At 39.4% G+C, this 18,378-nt stretch carries 22 protein-coding genes; 5 read left to right on the top strand and 17 right to left on the bottom strand.

The genetic code is table 11. From position 1 onward, the window contains the following. Window positions 1-24 precede the first annotated feature (24 nt). The 6 genes from DWW52_RS18240 to DWW52_RS18215 all read right to left on the bottom strand — a co-directional run bounded on the left by DWW52_RS18240 (window position 25) and on the right by DWW52_RS18215 (window position 5,992). Window positions 25-318, bottom strand: a complete 294-nt coding sequence (locus DWW52_RS18240) for a hypothetical protein (protein ID WP_118717074.1) — start codon at window positions 316-318, stop codon at window positions 25-27. A gap of 70 nt (window positions 319-388) precedes the next feature. Beyond that, on the bottom strand, window positions 389-976 hold the full coding sequence (locus DWW52_RS18235; RefSeq protein WP_118717072.1) for a Spy/CpxP family protein refolding chaperone: 588 nt from the start codon (window positions 974-976) through the stop codon (window positions 389-391). Between the two features lie 11 nt (window positions 977-987). Continuing rightward, window positions 988-1,533, bottom strand: coding sequence for an RNA polymerase sigma factor (locus tag DWW52_RS18230; protein ID WP_118717070.1), 546 nt, complete (start codon window positions 1,531-1,533; stop codon window positions 988-990). Window positions 1,534-1,842: 309 nt separating this feature from the next. Next, window positions 1,843-3,282 (bottom strand): bifunctional UDP-sugar hydrolase/5'-nucleotidase, encoded by a 1,440-nt coding sequence (locus DWW52_RS18225; RefSeq protein ID WP_118717068.1) that lies wholly within the window; start codon window positions 3,280-3,282, stop codon window positions 1,843-1,845. A 97-nt stretch (window positions 3,283-3,379) separates the two neighbouring features. After that, window positions 3,380-4,819 carry an RNA-binding domain-containing protein gene (locus tag DWW52_RS18220; protein WP_158582660.1) on the bottom strand — a complete coding sequence of 480 codons (1,440 nt, stop codon included), beginning with the start codon at window positions 4,817-4,819 and terminating at the stop codon, window positions 3,380-3,382. A gap of 135 nt (window positions 4,820-4,954) precedes the next feature. Continuing rightward, window positions 4,955-5,992, bottom strand: coding sequence for a tyrosine-protein phosphatase (locus DWW52_RS18215; RefSeq protein WP_118717066.1), 1,038 nt, complete (start codon window positions 5,990-5,992; stop codon window positions 4,955-4,957). Window positions 5,993-6,143: 151 nt separating this feature from the next. Between DWW52_RS18215 and DWW52_RS18210 the strand changes: the two genes are divergently transcribed. After that, window positions 6,144-6,620, top strand: a complete 477-nt coding sequence (locus tag DWW52_RS18210) for a YbaK/EbsC family protein (protein ID WP_118717064.1) — start codon at window positions 6,144-6,146, stop codon at window positions 6,618-6,620. 74 nt (window positions 6,621-6,694) lie between these two features. Here the strand turns inward: DWW52_RS18210 and DWW52_RS21415 are convergent, their stop codons facing one another. Continuing rightward, window positions 6,695-7,243 (bottom strand): PDDEXK nuclease domain-containing protein, encoded by a 549-nt coding sequence (locus tag DWW52_RS21415; RefSeq protein WP_370449535.1) that lies wholly within the window; start codon window positions 7,241-7,243, stop codon window positions 6,695-6,697. 87 nt (window positions 7,244-7,330) lie between these two features. Beyond that, window positions 7,331-7,759 (bottom strand): DUF1016 N-terminal domain-containing protein, encoded by a 429-nt coding sequence (locus DWW52_RS21410; protein ID WP_370449534.1) that lies wholly within the window; start codon window positions 7,757-7,759, stop codon window positions 7,331-7,333. A gap of 367 nt (window positions 7,760-8,126) precedes the next feature. On the opposite strand from DWW52_RS21410, the gene DWW52_RS18200 reads away from it, so the two are divergent. Continuing rightward, entirely contained in the window at window positions 8,127-8,579 is a 453-nt protein-coding gene (locus DWW52_RS18200; RefSeq protein ID WP_118717062.1) for a GNAT family N-acetyltransferase, read from the top strand. 86 nt (window positions 8,580-8,665) lie between these two features. Here DWW52_RS18200 and DWW52_RS18195 read toward each other — a convergent pair whose 3' ends face one another. The 3 genes from DWW52_RS18195 to DWW52_RS18185 form a co-directional block, all read right to left on the bottom strand. Next, window positions 8,666-9,880: a sodium ion-translocating decarboxylase subunit beta gene (locus DWW52_RS18195; protein WP_118717148.1), complete on the bottom strand. Its 1,215-nt coding sequence runs from the start codon at window positions 9,878-9,880 to the stop codon at window positions 8,666-8,668. Window positions 9,881-9,937: 57 nt separating this feature from the next. Then, window positions 9,938-10,237 (bottom strand): hypothetical protein, encoded by a 300-nt coding sequence (locus DWW52_RS18190; protein WP_118717060.1) that lies wholly within the window; start codon window positions 10,235-10,237, stop codon window positions 9,938-9,940. 174 nt (window positions 10,238-10,411) lie between these two features. After that, entirely contained in the window at window positions 10,412-10,843 is a 432-nt protein-coding gene (locus DWW52_RS18185; protein ID WP_118717058.1) for a hypothetical protein, read from the bottom strand. 299 nt (window positions 10,844-11,142) lie between these two features. Here DWW52_RS18185 and DWW52_RS18180 point away from each other — a divergent pair, with 299 nt between their 5' ends. From DWW52_RS18180 to DWW52_RS18170, 3 genes are all read left to right on the top strand, one after another. Continuing rightward, window positions 11,143-11,607, top strand: a complete 465-nt coding sequence (locus DWW52_RS18180) for a DUF2867 domain-containing protein (RefSeq protein WP_118717056.1) — start codon at window positions 11,143-11,145, stop codon at window positions 11,605-11,607. A 571-nt stretch (window positions 11,608-12,178) separates the two neighbouring features. Further along, complete coding sequence (locus tag DWW52_RS18175) at window positions 12,179-13,018, top strand: MrcB family domain-containing protein (protein WP_118717054.1); 840 nt, start codon at window positions 12,179-12,181, stop codon at window positions 13,016-13,018. Between the two features lie 229 nt (window positions 13,019-13,247). Continuing rightward, entirely contained in the window at window positions 13,248-13,637 is a 390-nt protein-coding gene (locus DWW52_RS18170; RefSeq protein WP_233556979.1) for an AAA domain-containing protein, read from the top strand. A 3-nt stretch (window positions 13,638-13,640) separates the two neighbouring features. Here DWW52_RS18170 and DWW52_RS18165 read toward each other — a convergent pair whose 3' ends face one another. The 6 genes from DWW52_RS18165 to DWW52_RS18145 form a co-directional block, all read right to left on the bottom strand. Further along, complete coding sequence (locus tag DWW52_RS18165) at window positions 13,641-14,678, bottom strand: alcohol dehydrogenase (RefSeq protein WP_118717050.1); 1,038 nt, start codon at window positions 14,676-14,678, stop codon at window positions 13,641-13,643. 145 nt (window positions 14,679-14,823) lie between these two features. Further along, a complete protein-coding gene (locus DWW52_RS21405; RefSeq protein WP_370449533.1) occupies window positions 14,824-15,093 on the bottom strand; it encodes a winged helix-turn-helix transcriptional regulator in 270 nt (89 codons plus the stop codon). Continuing rightward, a complete protein-coding gene (locus DWW52_RS21400) occupies window positions 14,993-15,508 on the bottom strand; it encodes an ATP-binding protein (protein ID WP_370449532.1) in 516 nt (171 codons plus the stop codon). The genes DWW52_RS21405 and DWW52_RS21400 overlap by 101 nt, the downstream gene beginning before the upstream one ends. 459 nt (window positions 15,509-15,967) lie before the next feature. Continuing rightward, window positions 15,968-17,206, bottom strand: coding sequence for a DNA sulfur modification protein DndB (locus DWW52_RS18155; RefSeq protein WP_118717048.1), 1,239 nt, complete (start codon window positions 17,204-17,206; stop codon window positions 15,968-15,970). After that, the gene (locus tag DWW52_RS18150; protein WP_118717046.1) at window positions 17,203-17,781 is read right to left on the bottom strand and encodes a hypothetical protein; all 579 of its coding nucleotides are present in this window, start codon (window positions 17,779-17,781) and stop codon (window positions 17,203-17,205) included. Before DWW52_RS18150 ends, DWW52_RS18155 begins: the two co-directional genes overlap by 4 nt. Before the next feature lie 75 nt (window positions 17,782-17,856). After that, on the bottom strand, window positions 17,857-18,378 hold a 522-nt coding region (locus DWW52_RS18145), incomplete at its 5' end, for a helicase HerA-like domain-containing protein (protein ID WP_118717044.1).

Below are 18,378 nucleotides of genomic sequence, written 5' to 3'. Positions count from 1 at the left end.
AAGATCTTGTAGGTTTAGCTGTTTTTAATTAAAAAGTCTGTCCTCAATACATTCAAGTTTAATTTCGTTAATATTGTACTTGCCTAGCCATTCCTGCATCGCCACTTGCCGATCGGTCTTGTGCATGTGGTGGTGTATACTGCCCACCAGAATGCCTATTGCAATTCCTGCAGCGATGCTCATGCCTAAGTGTCTTTTGCGGATCACAGGACCGGCATTATCCATTTTATTCCGGGCCATTTTTTTCATGATCCCGTCATAAAAGTCCTCACGCACTTCCCTTACCTTGTCCTTTTCTATGATCTCTTCAACTTTCATGATTTTTCTCTCTTTGGTTATATGACAGACTTTATATTAAAAACTTGCGCGGGCAAGCCTTTTTTTTTCATTATTTCGTGATTTTTTTCACGGAATCCGTGTCCACCTTCAAAGAATCGGATTCTATATTCTTGTAATGCTGAAACTTAGGACACCGTTCGCATTTTTCTTTATCCGTGCATTTTTGTGCGCATTCCGAACAATGTTTATTGATTTCCAGTAAATCAATGAACATTTTTTCCAGTTTCTTGGACTGTTCCGGGGTACACACCTTTTTTATATTGAGTAAATGTCGTGCCGTCTGGGTCTTTAATGCTTTGTGCAGGTGTCCCACGGACGAGGCGATTTTATTCAGTTCTTCCATGGACGGGTTCGATTTGGCCAACTCGTTCAGCATTTGATAGCGTCTTTGGCAAAGTAGTTTCAGCACGAGCTGATGTTTTTCCAGCACATCCTTGTCCAGTTCGTTGATTAGCTCGTATTGCTCATCCGTGAAACCCAGTTCCTGACGCAAGAATTCGTTTGATATCGTGGAGTCTTCATTTTTGTAGACCGTTTTTTCCGGGGTAAAACAGAAGAACACGATGAGGGCCGTGTTCACCATTAACAGGATGATATTTACCCAGTAAATCAAATATTTTTTGTTTATCCCTTTCATGCCAATTCCTTTTATTTCGTGTTGAATATTTTCTCAAGATTATTTTTCGCACGGAAAATAAGCGATTCCACGGAGGAGAGAGAGACCCCCATGACATCTGCGATTTCCTTGTATGAAAGCTCCTCGTACTTGTTTAGTATTAAAGCCGTACGTTGGTTTTCGGGGAGCTTGTCGATAGCTTTGTGTAGCAATTCTATCTGTTCCTGTTCTTCCAGGATTTGTTGCTGGGGCATTTCAACCGATTGTGCCACCTCTTGTTGTTTCCATGAATCAATGTCTATTTTGATTGCTCGTCCCCGGGGTGATTTGCAGTGATTAATCGATCTGTTCACGGCTATCCGGTACAACCACGTGGATAATTTACTTTCGAACCGGAATCTACCGAGGGATTCGAAAACCTGAACAAACACGTCTTGGGCGATATCTTCAGCCTCGTCCCGATCATGCACGAACGCGTAGCAAGTGTTGACAACCATCAATTGATAGGTGTCGACTAACAACTTAAAGGCCTTTTGGTCACCTTTAAGAATGGCTTCTATCATTTCTTTCTCGTGCATTCCAAGATATTATCACACATCCCCCGCGGGGAAATCATCACTCGATCGTGCTGACAAGCAGCATGACGATACATTTTATCGTATCACAAAACGTTCCTTTATTGAGTTCAAATATAGTAATAAAAAATGAATACTCGCAATAGGGTGTTCATTATTAATATGTATTGGCATTCAATGATATGTATTAATGTTCTCGTGTTTAACTATTTGCTCGTGATTCTTTTTAGAGAGTATAATTTAATGAAGGTTTTTTAAAAAAGAAGAATGCATCTGTATCCCGCGAGCTGTAAAGCCTTTCAGAGTTTTGGGCTATTTAATATAAGTACGTCCTTTCGTGGGGCGAACGGGCTGGTCGGATTGAATGAACCGGATCATGGCGTTTACTACCGAGATATCTGAGTGTCGTCCTTTTCCCCTGTTCGGAAAATCGTAATCAACACTCACGTAATTGTTTAGAGCGACCTTGTAAATCTGCTCATCAACCAGAGGCTTCTTGTTTCGATCTAGAATAAGTACATCCGTTCCGTTTCCTTGTTGATCCCGGATAATCGTGTAACTACCGGGCGAGACGAACAGGTCAATGGCGAGATCCTCCCGGTTAAAACGGTTTAAAATCAGTGCTTTTATCTCTTTGAGCGTCATTTCATGCGTGACGATATGATTGCCGAAGGGTTCGATTGAAAGAAGTTGTTCCAGCGTGATATCTCCCTGTGGCAGTTGCGTGATGCGGATTCCTCCCTGATTGTAGAAAGCAATGTCGGATGAGGTGGCCGATAACATGGCATCCGTGACAAGGTTGCCGATGCTTTCCTGTGATTCGAACGGGAGGGCCGCCGTTCCGATAATTTGTTTAAAACGGGGGTGGTTGACAAAGAACTTCACTTTTTCTGTCATGCTGGAATCCGCTAGGGTAATCGTGTCGATCAGGCAAGATTCATAGGTACGTTCCGTGAGTTTTCCCCTTTTGAATTTCAGTGTTGTCAATCCTGCATATTGTAATTTGATCCCGGTTTGCCCGATTAGCACGTTGTTTACTCGCTTGGGCTTTTCCAGTAACGTGTGGGAATGGCCACCGATGATGATATCCAGTTCCGGCATTCGTGTTGCCAGCATCGAGTCGGAATCTACACCGAGGTGGGTCAACCCGATGAAAGCGTGGCACGACTGTTTCAATTGCCTGTAGTCGTCAATCTTGTCAAGGTAATTGTCGAACGTGATTTGCTGCAAGTGGCCCGGGTTCGTGCTGGGGATATGATCCTTTTCGGTTTGAATGAGACCGAGGAAACAGAGTTTGATACCGTCTTTCTCGATAGTGTGGTAGGGAGCGATGCTATCTAATTCGCTCCGGGAAGAGTTTATGTTCGCGCAAATAATCGGAAAAGTTGCATCATTTATTCTTGTCCGGAGAATTTTTTGTCCGAAATCGAACTCGTGGTTTCCCAACGTGCCTATCGCGTATCCCAGTTCATTCATCAACGTGATGATCGGCAAGCCTCTTTCTTCCGCGTAATCCACGTATGGGTTACCCGTGAATCTATCGCCCGCGTCCACCAGAATCACGTTCGGATGTTTCGCTTTCACTCGATTCACGAATGTTGCCAGTTTCGGGAATTGCTGAATCTGTCCGTGAATGTCGTTCGTGGATATGATCACGATCTCTTTTTCGTCCGTTTTTCCGTGACAACCGGAAAGAAGTATTACCAATAATACTATGGAATATATGTGTAGTTTCCATTCTAAAAAGTCCATGTACTTAATATATTTTTCAAATGACAAAGATAGTTGAAAAGAGAGGAGTTTGAAAAATATATGTTTGTAATTGTGGCTGAAAGGGATATGTCCTAGTTTAAACTTTAGAGCTAATTATTATCCAATAGCCTTTTTTTGTACTTCCTTCGTGTTTGATTAATCCGTTTGCGGACATTTTTGCCAAATGATATTTTACGCCTGCTATCGTCAAACCAATGTGATCTGCTAGTTGTTGCCTGGTAATCGTAGGATTCTTTTGAATAAGGTCTAAAAGACGTTCTTGGGTAGTTTTTAGGCTAGTGATTTTAGTTTCTAGGTTAGTTTTTTCGTTTTCTAGGTTAGTTTCTAGGTTAGTTTTTTCGTTTTTTAGGTTAGTCGTAACTTTATTTCTATAAAGTATTGTTGTAAATTGGTTACCTGATTCGTTATTAATAAAATCTATGTGTACGTCCTCTTTTAAGGCTCGTATAATGCCTGATCCTAAACCACGGTAGACCATTGTTTTTGCACAGAAGTTGGCAATTTGCTGGTTCCGTTGATAAGAATTACCTAATTTTATATCCTCAACAGTTAATCCATCCGGAAGGCATCCTGGGCTAATAATTTCGACTCTATCATCAAAAATTAATAATCGGATTGCAGCTGTTTTTATATACTCTCGGTGGACCAATGCGTTCTGAAGTGTTTCTTCCAAAGCGATTTCAGATATCTCTAATTTCCCGATGGAATTAAATGATTGACCGGCTTGAATGTGATGAAGATTTGATTTTAAGAATGCCATGCCTTGTTCGAATAATTCAGGTATAGTACCTTCTATATCTTTACTATCCCTGTATTGAGTTCCTGCGATATCGTTCCCATAAAAAGCAACAGCTTTAATCATGAAAGACGGTTTGTATTGTTGAGGGTGCTTGCCGAAGTAAAGTAATCCTGATAACGTTAATGTCTTCGATTCATCCATGATACGTAAGTTTTGTAACAGGTGCTCGTAAGGCATTCCAAAATCTTCTTTTTCCTTATGGTATACTTTTCGAATGTACGTGTCGATAAGTCTTCCGTCTAAATCTTTTTCAGAAGTTCCTATAACAGGTTCTTCATCTGGCGTATACGTATGGGAATAGTGGAATAGGCGTAGTATTTCGCAATTTTCAGTGATCCGACGTTTATCAGCTCCTTGTTTTACCCAGATATTTCCATTAAGATCTTTGTAGGGTTTATTTATACCTTCTTCGATATAAGCGATTAATATTGGATGTTCATCAATAATTACGACGTCTGTTTGCAAATAGATAACTGGACGTACTTGTTCGTTGGCAGTATTTCCAAGCTCGCTGGCTGTATTTTGAATTTCTTCATAGGTAAGTCCTTTGATAGCTCCAGTTTTGTCTTCAACCCCTAAAATGATAATTCCCCCTTTGCTGTTAGCAAAAGCGATCATTTCTGCTGCAAGTTGCTTTTGCGAGGAGAACCTTTCTTTGAACTGTACGGTACTGGTTTCACCGCACTGTATTATTTTCTTTAGTTCGGTCGCTTGCATGGTCTTGTTTTTGTAAGTTTTTGTTGTTGATTACAAATATAACGAATTATTCTAATCAAGAACCCGTTTAAATGGATAATTGTAATTGATTTTTGATGTTATAAATGTTTTTAGAGGAGTGATACTATAATGAAATTAATATAAGTATCGTTCCCTGAATTTGGGAAGGTCTACTTTCAGTATGTTTTCAAGGAAGTTTTCCACGCTGCCATGATCCTGTTTTATCCGGTCAATTCCGGCTTGCAGGAATTCTCGTTTTACTGTCAGCACGGATTTTAATTCCGGGTTTTTCTCCAGTTCCTTGGCGTACTTGTTGCCCAGGTAAATATTTGATGCGAGGTAATCCTGCATGATGGTTGTCTCGTCTACCCCCAGCGCGTACAATATTAGTGCGGCTCCCATGCCCGTTCTGTCTTTCCCGGCGGAACAATGGAAAAGGAGGGGAACTTCTTGTTCATCTTGTAATAATCTGAAAAAGATCCTGTATTTGTCGACAAACGTGCTGTCCGTGACGAAGAGCGTGTTCATCTGCATCATGATACTATCCATTTGCGTGGTGTTCAGGTCGGTAAGTCCGATCAGGGACATCACGTTACCGGGATCAATGGATTGGGGATAGGAATTCCGGGTAGATCGGGGGAGCTTGTCGGGTGCGGCTTCTATCTCGTTCTTGCCTCTGAAATCGACAACGCTCGTGATCGGGATTCCGGCCAAATAGTCCAAGTCTGCCGTCGTCAGGTTGTGTAAATCGTCGGAACGGAATATTTTCCCCCACTTCGTGAATCGCCCGTCTTTGTTTTTTATACCGCCCAAATCCCTGAAATTGTATCCCCCGGCCATGGGTAACTGTCTTTCGCTCAATATCGCTTTCCCCTTGTCGGTTACCAGTTGATAGTATTTTTTGTCGGGAGACGGGAGTTGAATGGTTTCGCTTCCTTCGCCTTGTGCCAGCGGGGTTGAGAAATCAATCGAATCAACGGAAGGCCCTGTGTATAACGTCCATTTTTCGTTTGTCGTTATATTCAACGTCATGTTCTTCGTGTCTTTATCTACAAAGATTTGCGCGATCCCGGAAATGTCCTGTCCCTCGTAAGTTGCTTTGTTTATAGTCTTGTTTCTGCGTGAACAGCATACAATCGTGGTGATAATAATCATAAAAACAATTTTCATCATGTTACAAACTTTTGAATGTGTTGGTGTCCATTCATCTGATTGTTACAAATATGGGGATATTCTTCGGAATAAAAAAATACTTTTTAAAGGAAGACAGAGTGCGTAACTTTCTTATCTTTGTCATCTTGAATAAAGGAAAAGAGGTTCGTTTATGTCATTGGAAAAAGTAAAACAATATTTTGATGCCCTGGGCTTGGGGCAACGGATTCATGTACTGGATCAATCAAGTGCAACCGTGGAGGAAGCGGCCGTTGCGGTCGGGTGTGAACCGGAACGTATTGCCAAAACGATGTCCTTTCTTTTGGGTGATGATCCCATTTTGATTGTTACCGCGGGGGATGCAAGGGTGGATAATAAAAAATATAAGGAGTATTTTCACCAAAAAGCCAAAATGATTCCCGGTGAATTAGTCGAGAAATACATCGGACACGCTCCCGGTGGCGTGTGCCCGTTTGCCATTCCTCAAGGTACGAAAGTGTTCTTGGATATTTCTCTCAAGCGCTTTGCCATTGTTTACCCGGCCGCGGGAACAAGTAACAGTGCTATCGAATTGTCGATAAAGGAATTGGAAGACAGTTCCGCTTACACCGCTTGGATTGACGTGTGTAAAGGCTGGCAAGAGGAATAGGTTACTCGTGTATTTTTACGGGTGTTAATTTATATGCGACTGCAATGCTAGCAGCGTGTTATATCTTTTATGCCTTAACTTTCTTTTTGCTGCAAATAGAATAATCTTTTTTGAGTTTCAATTTCAGCACGTAATTCATCTTCAGAAGGAAGATAGGTTTTATATTTTGAAGCAAATAACTGTTCATTTCCATGTAGGATTGAATAACGTGCAATATCTTCGTCCGTGTCTGCACAAAGAACAATTCCTAGAGTTGGGTTATCTCCTTCGGTTCGTTTCAGTTCATCGTACATACGGATGTACATATCCATTTGGCCAACGTCTTGATGAGTGATTTTGCTTGTTTTCAAGTCGATAAGAATGAAGTATTTAAGTATATAGTTGTAGAAAACAAGGTCGATGAAATAATCTTGTTTTTCCGTATGGATATGTTGCTGACGGGAAACAAATGCGTAGCCTTTACCTAGTTCCATCAAGAACTTTTGTAGATTCGAGATAATAGTAGTTTCCAATTCTGATTTAGTAAAATCGGAATTGGGGGATAAGCCCAAAAATTCTGCAACTACCGGATTTTTTATAAATTCGAACTTGTCTTGTTGAAAAGGGGTTGTGAGCTTTTGCATTTCTTTTTCTACTAAATCTTTGTGTTGCGATTGTAAGATTCGGAAATAGTATTGTGAAGCAATATTTCGTTGTAACGTGCGTACACTTCAGGTTTGTTGCGCGGCTTCTTTCATGTACCAGTTACGAGCGTCATTGTTTTCTACTTGGAGTAGAACACGATAATGCGTCCAAGATAAGATCGGATAAGATTCTGGACTCAGTGAGTCCAAAATTTCGGGGAATAGTTTATAGAATTTTGAATATTTGTATAACGAGCTGTAATCAAATCCTTTACCATAAATCTTTGTGAGTTCTTTTGATAACGTTTCTATTATCTCCTCTCCGTATTTGGCTCGGTTTTCACCTTGTAACTCTTCTTCTGCTATACGTTTTCCTAACAGCCAATTACGTTGAACTAATGCAATATTAATAGCATTATATGCATACTTGCGTGTACGTTCAATAATTTGGCGAGCGTCTTTTAGTAGATTGTCACTTTTCGAGTATGTGATATTTTGTTCATTTAAATTATTCATGTTATTGGTTTGCTTGTTTATTTGTGATCGTTTTATGCCAGCTCGTTACCTTATAATACAAAATTAAGAAAATAAATTGGTAGATGAAGTTGGGAAAGAATGATTTTTCATAGTTGTATTATTTTAGGTGATCAAGGTTTGTCCATCCTTTGCCCATCGCTTACATCTCTTCGTTATCTCTTTCTTATAGTATCGTTAAACTCCCCTTCTATTACAACGAAGAGATAACGAATGAATAAGAAAGAGATAACGAAGAGATGTAAGCGTATGTATAGCGTTGGAAATACCTTTGATTTTTGTATCTTTGGACAATCGAGCCTGAACGACAGGAGGATTCGGGGCTCGTGAACAAAATAACAGGTCATTTATGAAAATAATATCTATTCGAGAAAATCCGGAATACCGGGAAATAGCCATAAACTATTTTTCCAGCAAATGGTCATCTGTTCTGCGAGAAGTGTATGAAGACAGTATAACCCATACGGGGGGAGCGGAAGATGTCCTGCCGCAATGGTATTTACTGGAGGAGGAGGGACGTATAATCGGTTGTGCCGGGTTGATCACCAATGACTTTATCAGCCGGATGGATTTGTACCCGTGGGTATGCGGGTTGTTTATCGAGGAAGAATTTCGGGGGAACGCTTACGGGAAGTTATTGTTGGAAAAAGCAATGGACGACACCCGCGAGGCCGGGTTTACTCATCTTTATCTTTCGACTGATCACGTGGGTTTCTACGAGAAATACGGGTTCCGTTACATCGGGCAAGGCTATCATCCGTGGGGCGAAACTTCCCGGATTTACGGGATTGCCGTGCGGTAAACGTGGAAAAGGAATTGTTACCGGGTGGATATTTTATAATAAAACCCCAAAAGTTTTTTGTCTGACTTTCGGGGTTTATATCATTGTTACAAAAGTGGTATAAATGAGACGTATATACCGGCAATAATCGCCGAGGTGATCACTCCCGATATATTGGCTCCCAAGGCATCTCCCAGGATAAAGGAGTCCGGATTCTCCTTGCTGACCAGTTTCTGGGCGACTTTTGCCGTGGTTGGCACGCAACTGACAGCCGCGATACCGATGACGGGATTGTAATTCCCTTTCCGGATAAAGTACATGATGTACCCGCCGGCAATACCGCCGATCCCGGAAAGTAATAAGGCCACGACACTTAGAATCAACAATTTGATGATATTCGGATCGAGTAGCAGGTGAGCGTCACACAGCACACCCAGCAACATCCCCAACATGAACGTTGACCCGTAAAGCAGTGGCCCGCTCACGAAATCGTAAACGTGTTTCATACCCGACTCCCGTACGGCAACCCCGATAAACAGGGAGAAGAACAGGGGTGAGGCCACCGGGAACAGGAAGCATAGCACGGCGCAAAGGATAACGGCAAAAGCCAGTTTTACCTTGGCATCGTACTGTTTAGGTGCTTTCTTCTCGGTCATCTTGATAGCCCGCAACCGTTGCGGGATAAGCAGTTTCACCAGGTAAGGATACCCGCCGTACGTTAATCCGAGGTACAAGTAGGCAACCACCGTGATCGGCACGAACAAGTGTTTGGCAAGAACCAACGAGGTAAATAGTACCATGGGACCATCGGCACCCCCGACCATGGCTACCGAGGCACTTTCTTTCAATGTCAATCCCATGGCCGAGGCGATGGGTATGGTCAGAAAAGTCCCTAATTCGGCGCATAATGCCAGGAAAATGCTGGCGAAAGGTCTTTGGAGCAGGTACCCGACATCAAGCAGAGTCCCGATACCCATGAACACGAAACAGGCGATTAACCCGTTGCTGAAAGTCAGCGTGTAAATGGGTTGCAGGAAGTCGATCTGCATGACGTTCATCAACTCGTCGGTATCTGTAACCATGGGATCTAGGAAAAGGTTGCCCAGCGTCCCGTCGGGCATGATCAGCGTCCCGCAGTTAATGGCGATCATACCCAATCCCATGGGGATCATGATCATGGGTTCAAGCACGCCTTTCCAGCCCAGGTAAATTAACAAGAATCCGAGAACGATCAGCACGACCCGCGCGGTCGCCAAAAACCAACCGCTGGCAGCCATCGTCCCGATACCTTGAAACAAACTGAATATATCGATATTTTCCATCATTATGTAAATCTTAATAGAGAGAATGAGTTTATATATATATGTCACGCGTCTGGGTTAGGCCGTGACTCTTTTTTTGGTTTTTAACCCGTCAACCGTTTCTTTTATCTTGTGAGCCAAGCTTTGGTGTCCTTTCGTGTACGTGTTACCTTGTTCGGCGGTAGTGGCTTCAGTCAATGCAACATGGTGGTGCGACCTGAGTGCTCGTTTCATGTTGACAATCTCTTCTTTGTGTAAATGGTAAAAGTCGAAAAAGTCAGCCCAGTTGGCGATAATTTTGATAATTCCGGCAACAAAGAATCCGATGATGAAGGTAATACCCATCATTGCTAATGTAGAAAAAAATAAATTAGACATGGTAATATAAATTTTTAATATTAATAGCGTGAATGATTTAATTGGACGTGAACCCTTTACTCCCGATCCCGGGAAACAATGATTCACCGCATGACGTGTCGCTAAATTCATGCATGATCACGTGACAATTGCCGTATCGGTCATCTGCACGTGTTCGGATATAAAAAACGAAGGCTAAATAACTATCTTTCTCAACGTGTAGATGAAGTACTGACACGATGATTTTACGAAGCTATAATGATAGTATAAATTCTTTGTGTCTCTGTTCATTAACGGCGTGTCATGGAACGAGAGCATGAGTATCGTGGATATAAATTTCAAACTTCTGGACGGGTTTGATCCCCGGTAAGAAGACGTGGATGAGAACGAGGTGTCGTTGCGGCTCAAATTTACAACATCCAACCCTTCAAACGAGAAACGTTCATTCGTGAACGCGGCATCTTGTTTTGAATTGGACGAGAGTTGACACGCGAGTCCTATTTCATCGGCATGTTGTTCCGATACAGCCATCCTCTCCTGTGAGTTCTGTACCGTTTTACCCGTGATTTCGTTCAAACAGAAAACCGTGGCTAAACAAACTAATATGCCGATTAAATATCTTTTCATTTCGATTGCAAACTTACAACTTATATACGTGAGTTGTCTTTTTTAAGATGTAATTTTTGTGAATATTTTGGGGAGAAATTGGGCTTACGGGTATTCGCGAAAAGGGGTGTCTTTTCGGGGGAGACGGGTGGTGATGGAATGTGGGCTAAAAAGAGGGAGGTTTGCTTTCTCGTTTTCCCTGGATGCTGCGGGAATAAAATTTCGAGTAGTCTTTTGTCTATTTGAATAAAGTGTTTACTTTTATCCTTCGTATGGTTAGCGGGATCACGAGTTGAATATCCATCAAGTAAACAGGTATTATGATGAAACAAGAGCGGCATAACAGTAATTTGATTAATCGTTATCTCCCTGCTGACTATCAAGATTCTTTTCGAGTAGAAATATCCACGGAGGAAGCGATCACCCCGGAAGAGTTTCTGGATATGGCTTTTAATCAATCTCCGGGTTGGGTCAACTGGCTTTTCAAGTTGAGGGATGTGTTGGTAAAACCCTTGGGATTGGATTCCGGGCCTCGTTTGATTGATTCGATACAGGAGAAAGACGCCAACGAGATCATTTTCGGGATACCCGACAAGCACTTGAGTTTCCACGCGTCCCTGTGGTGCGGAAAATGGGAAGCTGGCAGGCAAATCCTTGAAATCACGACAGTCGTGAAATACAATAACTGGCTCGGTAGGTGTTATTTTTTTGTCGTGGAACCTTTCCACCGGATACTCATGAAAGCAACCTTGAAACGGATTGCGAAGAAGCGGGGTAAAAAGTAAATTCAGCCTGTCGGGAATTCAAATACACGTGAGGATAAGTAAGGGTAATTCACCCCTAATAATAAGGTAATAATATCCCTCTTTCGAAGCTGTTCCGTAGCTCTCTCGAAGCTTCTCCATTTCCCGTTATTCCAGCAACGAGGAAGCAACGTGAAAGCAACGGGGGAGGGGTATTATTACTTTAGTATTACCTATAATTTAGGTATGGATTACTCGAATAGAAGGTTTATGGTTTGGGAGGTGTTTTTTCTGTTGCCGTCGTAACCGTTACGGTTGTAACAGCGTGAATAGTGTCTTTTAAACCTTTAATCGTTGATGAGGTAAAACGCCGAGAGATATATGAAATTTCTTTTGAATGATTCTTTGCTATAGATATAGGAAAAGAATTTATATGACTAAAGAATTATGTTGATTTTGTAATAGCATAGGATATTTTGAAAGATAATATTGTCTTGATTAAAAATTGCTGTTCGTGAATTTTATAGATTATCGGTGATAATTGAATTTGTTTTCTTAATTTTGTCTTACATACAAAGCGTTTGTTTTTTTTGTTTAATAATGAGGATATATTATGTATGATTTTAATCCAATAATAGGGACTATAAATGAGCTTTTTTTTTCTTTTGCGAAAGATGCGATTGGTGCAGGGTATTCTGGATTAATTGGGGGGAAATGTAGTTTATTGGCAAAAGGTATTCGTGATAAGATCACTAAAAAAATTCCCGATTTGTTGAAATCAGTATTGCCGAATAGTAATTATATGGTAAAAGGTTCCATAGGAGCGGGATTATTAACAAGAACTCCTTGGGTTGCAATATTAGATAAACAAATTACAACATCAACGCAGGAGGATATCTATATCGTGTTTTTGTTCTCTACGGATTTGAAACATGTGTATCTATCATTAAACCAAGGAACAACGGTTTCTGGAAAATTTGGGACGAGGCTTCGTAAGAAGCAAATTGTTGAACGAAGAGAGAAAGTTCGCCTATTGTTACATGCGGATTCCGAATTTTTGATAGAAAGAAATGATTTTGATATTGCAGATGAATTGTATAAAGAGGGTATAATTTATTGTATCGAATGGGATTGCTCTTCATCACAAGATAAAAATAAAATTTTGAATGAATATATTCGTGTATATGATAGATACAAACAATTGACTTCGGTTGATATAAATCAAGATGATATGAATATTAATTTGCCTACAGAATATCGTTCGTTGCTCGCGGCTATTCATTCGAAACCGTTTATCCTTTTAGCCGGAATTTCTGGATCGGGAAAGTCTCGAATAGTTCGCCAGTTGGCTTATGCTACTGGTGGAGAAGATGCTGATAAAGAGCAAAAACCTTATAATTATGAAATGATTCAGGTGCGGCCCAATTGGCATGATTCTTCTGAATTGTTGTGATATGTAACAAGAGTATCTGGTAGGGCTGAGTATATAGTGACTGATTTTTTACGTTTTCTGGTTAAGGCTTGGTATTTTGAGCATGTGCCGTTCTTCTTGTGTTTGGATGAAATGAATTTAGCTCCCGTAGAACAATATTTTGCAGAATATTTGAGTGTTTTGGAAACTCGGAAATTACGTGATAATGTGATTGTTTCTGATGTACTTATTCCGGCTTTAGATGAATTTGATGAGAAAGAAAATGGGTTTCGGGTTAGTGAAAATGTATTCTCCTTTTGCAGAAATACCTCATAAATTGAAAGTGAAATTACAAAAATCTTTGCAAGAGGTTCTTAAACTAGACAAGGAGAATAGCAGCTTTTTACATGATTGGTTGAAAAGTCATGTTGGTACAGTGCATACTTTTCAGGGGAAACAGGCTTCCGGCGTGATTTTGTGTTTGGGGCTTGATGATCAATCAAAGGGAGCTGCTTCTTGGGCTTCATCAAAACCGAATTTGTTGAATGTAGCCTTAACCCGGGCTAAACATCGTTTTGTTGCTATCGGGGATAAAGATATATGGCTCAAGCAACCTTATTTTTCGGAATTACGGTCGCTTGGGGTGAGTGAAGGAATATAAGGTTCATTTTCCTGTTATCGCAACTTTTATCACACCCTCAAGTTTATTCTCGAAAATACGATAGGCCTCTTCGATTTCATTTAATGGAAACTGGTAAGTGATGAGTGGGGTGGTGTCAATCTTGCCTTTTTCTATTAACCGAAGAATTTCGGCACAATCGCAACCATCCACTCCCCCCGTCTTGAAAGTAAGGTTTTTACCGTACATGTCGGGTAATGGCAAAAGTTGCGGTTTGTCGTAGAGGGCAACCACGGTTACAATGGCGTTGGGGCGTGCGCATTCCCATGCCATGCGGAACGTGTCATCGCTTCCGGCAACTTCCAGTACCACGTCAGCCCCGCCATGATCACTATGTTGAAGTACGAATTCTTTGCATTTTTCCGGTTCGGTCACCAGTACGTTAGGGTAGTGTTCCCGAACGAACTGAATTCTTTCGGGTGATTTTTCGCAGACAATAACTCGTTTCGGTTTCTTTAGCATCACGCAAAGCAGGGTACATATCCCGGTTGGCCCGGCCCCGATGATGAGTACCGTGTCGTCTTCCGTGATCTCTGAAATGCGTGCGGCCCAAAATCCGGTGGCAAGCACATCGCCCACGAAAAGAGCTTGTTCATCGCTCACCGTGTCGGGAATGCGGTTGAGCCCGCTATCGGCATAAGGAACACGAACATATTCGGCCTGTCCTCCATCAATGCGGCAACCCAACGCCCAGCCTCCATTGGGATCGGTACAGTTGTTCACGAATCCTTTCTTGCAGAAAAAGCACTCTCCACAAAAGGTTTCCACGTTAACGATCACCCTGTCCCCGGGTTTCACGGTCGTAACGTCAGCGCCTGTTTGTTCTACAATACCCACCATTTCATGCCCAACGGTAATACCCGGTACGGCCCGGGGTACACTTCCGTGTTTGATGTGCAAATCACTGGTACAAATGCTTCCAAGCGTGACACGGACGATAGCATCCCGTGTGTCCTTTATTTGAGGAATCGGTTTCTCTTGGAGACGGAAGTTTCCTTTGCTTATGTATGTGTATGCTAACATTTAATCGTAACTATATACTTTGAATATTGTAATTAATAAAAAGCATTTTTCTTATTGGGTCCCAAATATAAGGTATAAATTTTAAAAGAGAGCTTCGGGAGTTCTAAATTAAAAGAAAAGGTGTTAGTTTTTGAGTTTACAGCTTTTATTGCGGATATTCATTCACGACCCATCTGCCCGTCCGATCGGAGCCTTCTCTTTTAATTATTCTCTTTTTGGTTAGTTGAGATAAGTGGTGTTTTATACTTCCCTCGGTACTGTTTAACAGATAAATCAATTCCCTTCTTGTAATAGTTGGATTTGCTTTGATTGCATCAATTATTTGTTGTTGGGTTGTTTTGGTTTTCTGGATGTTTTCTGGATGTTTCTTGAGTGTCTGTTCCAAAGCCTTTCTCAAAGTATTTTTTCGATACATTTTCGACCACCCTAAAAGCAGTATGGAGAGAGAAATCAAACATTGCTTCTCCATTACCATTTTCCTGTAATTCTTTTTGAACTCGATAGACTCCTCTACTAAAGCGATTGACGTACCCCAATACCTTCATCGCTTCTGCAATGAACGGGTTTCTATAATCACTTACATTTGGAAAGTTTATCGGGCTAACTTTACCATATAGCCCTCCCGGATTTTGTATTTCAATACGATCGTCATATTCATAAAATTGAATTGGTGCATTTGAATCGTAATCGCGGTGCATAATTGCATTCATCAAAAGTTCACGAGTTGCCCAGTAAGGATATTGGGAAACAATTTCTTCCCGTAAAACACTTACCGGGATTGGGCGTTTAATGGATACGCTTGTTTCAATAAAAGTATCTATCTTGGGCAAGGATTTACATAAATTCCCATCAAATTTGAATTCATGGATGATATCGCCTGTCTGTCTTTTCCTTTGAATCGTACGTATTGGATATAAGAACCATGCACGTATCTTTCCGGGTTATTTCCAAAAAGGATAATGGCACCGATGGTTGGGCAGTTGTATCTTAAATCGAAAAATCCGAGAGAATGACTTACAGATGTACTTGCTTAGTTGCTGTATTATGTAAAATAAGGAGAAAAACTAAAGGAATTACTGTCCAATTGCAAGAACAAAAAAATGCCTCCCCCCAATAACAAAACTCTAACAAAAAAGTATTCTATAAAAAGAAACTCGCGATAGTGATTCTAATGAGGCTATCGTGAGTTTTATTAGGGGCTTACTGGTTATGAATTTGAAAACAGAATACATATTACTTGAGTTCTGTTTCTTTATTTACACTATTTCGTGGATACAGCCTCAAAAAAGTCATTTTATTAGCATAGTTGGTAAATTTATATTGTCATTTTTTGTAACATCTATTAGATTTTTCTTTAATATCTCAATGTCTTTTGTGTATTTTCCTAAGATATATAATGTTAGATCAACCATTAATGTTTGTGTTTTGGATTTTGTATCCATTTTTCCATTATTCCATATGATTTTATTGAATGGACTCTCGGGGAAATGGTAACTTATTTTATCTATATTTTCTTTGAAAAAATCAATTTCATTGTTTTTATAGAACTCAACATACAGTCGTGTTATCATTGTAAAACCAACTGGGCGAAATAATAAATAAGCATTATTTTTTCTAAGATTCAATAGTGTGTTATTTTTGTTAATAAAGAAATCTTTATACTCAGATTTAGATGTGAAAATATCGTCTAAAAATTGATCAACAATAGCTTTAAAATCTTGTATATTTTGTTCATCCCATTCATTTGTTTTTTGTGGAATCCTATATAATGACTTTAATCGTTTTATAGAATCATATAGATTGGTTATATTTGTAAAGTGCGTAGAATCATTCGGTTCTAAATTAGTACTTTCAGATAAGGCAATTAAATTGCCTTTATCGAAATATTTGGATTCTGCATATACTCGACGAGTTACTATAGATACAATTTCTTGTTCATCAATAATAATTTTATCTCTTTTCGCAACTGGTTTTGCATTCTTGTTAATGTCAGAAAATAACTTTCTAGTTCTTTTCATTCCAGGACGATCATCTATATGGGCAACAAAGACTACTGAGTATTGATCATCTATTAATACTCGCTTATTTTCTTCTTTATTCATTTCTTCTTGATAGGCTAGTTGTATGCCTGCAACTCGATGCTGTCCATCAATAGCAAACATTTTTTCATCACCATCAAAGATCATTAAGCCTATGGAATCTTTCATATAGATTTCATCTAAATTGTCTGAAAATTTTTCTTGTGCTCTAGATAAATCAAATTCCAGCCAATCAGGTACTCCATCAAAAATTCCAACAATTATTGAGTTGAAGAAACGGGATTTATCATTCAAAAGATATTTGGCAATATCTTTTTTTCTATTCTTTAGATCTCTTTGTAATTCTTCATCCAAAGATTTTGCCTCTCTAATGTCCTTGGCTGTCTGAATCCAGTCATAAATTTGTGATGCAGTCATTAAAGACGAATAATAAACCCAATCTCCAATTACGCCTCTCAAACAAGGTAATATTAATTTTGTTGTACTCATGGAAATGCCTTTCTTAATTGTTTTAATTCAACAGGAAAATCTCGATCGCAATATATGGGATAGAAAAAACCATGAAGATATTTTTCTATATTTTTCAACTCTTCAGATGGCTTTTGAACATATGAAAAAGCAATATAAACGTTGTTGTAGTACTTTTTTAACAGGCTATGAACTTTCCCTCTTTTTTTAATTTGTTCAATATGGAAATAATCAGAAAGTCTTTCTCTCAATGGACGAGCAGAGTCATTCTCCCCTGCAATTCCTACATATAGAACGAATTTTGGTAAATCGTAAATTAATTGATCCCCTTTTACAATAAATAAATAGACTCCTGTATGATCTTGGTTGATAATATTATTTATATTTATTTTTCCTAATACTACATCTTGGTATTTGAATTCAGTCCAATTGAAATTGTATTTATTCAATTGTTCATAGTAAGAATTCCAATAATTGGGGTCGAGCATTAATTCTTCTTTATAAAATGCAAATCTGTGTTGAGGTATTGCATTAATATTATTTTGGTAATCTCTAGATAAATTCTTATCTAAAACATCTAAAGTAGCAAACTTCATGTGTTTAACTTTTTATACTTTAATTATTTGTATTATTCTCTCATATTTAAATTATAAATCGTATTTAATAAATAGTTATTTTCTTTCCCAATATTGTTTGATTTTAAATCTTTCGGCAAGTTTAAATTCTTTGATATTTGTAATAGCCTGACCTTTTTCGATCTTTTCCATACTTTTGGAGATCGCATATGAATATTTACTTGATAATCCAAGAAATTTTTCAATAGCTTTTGTGTTCTTATCTTTAATATCAAGAAGAAATGCCATTTCACACATTGAAGAGAAATCAAAATTAGATTGATTATATTCTTCAATACCTTGAGATAATAAAATGATTGAAACCCCTTTAGATCGTATCTCTCTTAATATTTTTTCTAGAATTTCTTGATACTTCTTTTCTTTAAATAAGACATGAGCTTCATCTATTAAAATTACGTAGCGCATTGCTCTAACTCCATTTTCAACAGGAGTATTTTCCATATTCATAAATGTGTTGTAGATATAATTTATGATGAGGAAAAGTGATGTGAAGCGAAGAGAATTTGATAAATCTCCAGATAAAGACAGATGGAAAAGCCACGCGACTTTGACCCTTTT

The sequence above is a fragment of the Odoribacter sp. AF15-53 genome, assembly GCF_003479425.1.
Lineage (GTDB): Bacteria > Bacteroidota > Bacteroidia > Bacteroidales > Marinifilaceae > Butyricimonas.
This window is presented reverse-complemented; position numbering and strand designations above follow the sequence as displayed.

Bases quoted from the DNA above. Each gene is read 5' to 3' on its own strand.
- DWW52_RS21410 (WP_370449534.1), bottom strand. From the start codon at position 7,759: ATGAATAATTTAAATGAACAAAATATCACATACTCGAAAAGTGACAAT.
- DWW52_RS18175 (WP_118717054.1), top strand. From the start codon at position 12,179: ATGTATGATTTTAATCCAATAATAGGGACTATAAATGAGCTTTTTTTT.
- DWW52_RS18240 (WP_118717074.1), bottom strand. From the start codon at position 318: ATGAAAGTTGAAGAGATCATAGAAAAGGACAAGGTAAGGGAAGTGCGT.
- DWW52_RS18195 (WP_118717148.1), bottom strand. From the start codon at position 9,880: ATGGAAAATATCGATATATTCAGTTTGTTTCAAGGTATCGGGACGATG.
- DWW52_RS18170 (WP_233556979.1), top strand. From the start codon at position 13,248: ATGAGAAAGAAAATGGGTTTCGGGTTAGTGAAAATGTATTCTCCTTTT.
- DWW52_RS18190 (WP_118717060.1), bottom strand. From the start codon at position 10,237: ATGTCTAATTTATTTTTTTCTACATTAGCAATGATGGGTATTACCTTC.
- DWW52_RS21405 (WP_370449533.1), bottom strand. From the start codon at position 15,093: ATGTATCGAAAAAATACTTTGAGAAAGGCTTTGGAACAGACACTCAAG.
- DWW52_RS18230 (WP_118717070.1), bottom strand. From the start codon at position 1,533: ATGCACGAGAAAGAAATGATAGAAGCCATTCTTAAAGGTGACCAAAAG.
- DWW52_RS18210 (WP_118717064.1), top strand. From the start codon at position 6,144: ATGTCATTGGAAAAAGTAAAACAATATTTTGATGCCCTGGGCTTGGGG.
- DWW52_RS18165 (WP_118717050.1), bottom strand. From the start codon at position 14,678: ATGTTAGCATACACATACATAAGCAAAGGAAACTTCCGTCTCCAAGAG.
- DWW52_RS18180 (WP_118717056.1), top strand. From the start codon at position 11,143: ATGATGAAACAAGAGCGGCATAACAGTAATTTGATTAATCGTTATCTC.
- DWW52_RS18220 (WP_158582660.1), bottom strand. From the start codon at position 4,819: ATGCAAGCGACCGAACTAAAGAAAATAATACAGTGCGGTGAAACCAGT.
- DWW52_RS18150 (WP_118717046.1), bottom strand. From the start codon at position 17,781: ATGAAGTTTGCTACTTTAGATGTTTTAGATAAGAATTTATCTAGAGAT.
- DWW52_RS18235 (WP_118717072.1), bottom strand. From the start codon at position 976: ATGAAAGGGATAAACAAAAAATATTTGATTTACTGGGTAAATATCATC.
- DWW52_RS18215 (WP_118717066.1), bottom strand. From the start codon at position 5,992: ATGATGAAAATTGTTTTTATGATTATTATCACCACGATTGTATGCTGT.
- DWW52_RS21415 (WP_370449535.1), bottom strand. From the start codon at position 7,243: ATGCAAAAGCTCACAACCCCTTTTCAACAAGACAAGTTCGAATTTATA.
- DWW52_RS18225 (WP_118717068.1), bottom strand. From the start codon at position 3,282: ATGGACTTTTTAGAATGGAAACTACACATATATTCCATAGTATTATTG.
- DWW52_RS18155 (WP_118717048.1), bottom strand. From the start codon at position 17,206: ATGAGTACAACAAAATTAATATTACCTTGTTTGAGAGGCGTAATTGGA.
- DWW52_RS18200 (WP_118717062.1), top strand. From the start codon at position 8,127: ATGAAAATAATATCTATTCGAGAAAATCCGGAATACCGGGAAATAGCC.
- DWW52_RS18185 (WP_118717058.1), bottom strand. From the start codon at position 10,843: ATGAAAAGATATTTAATCGGCATATTAGTTTGTTTAGCCACGGTTTTC.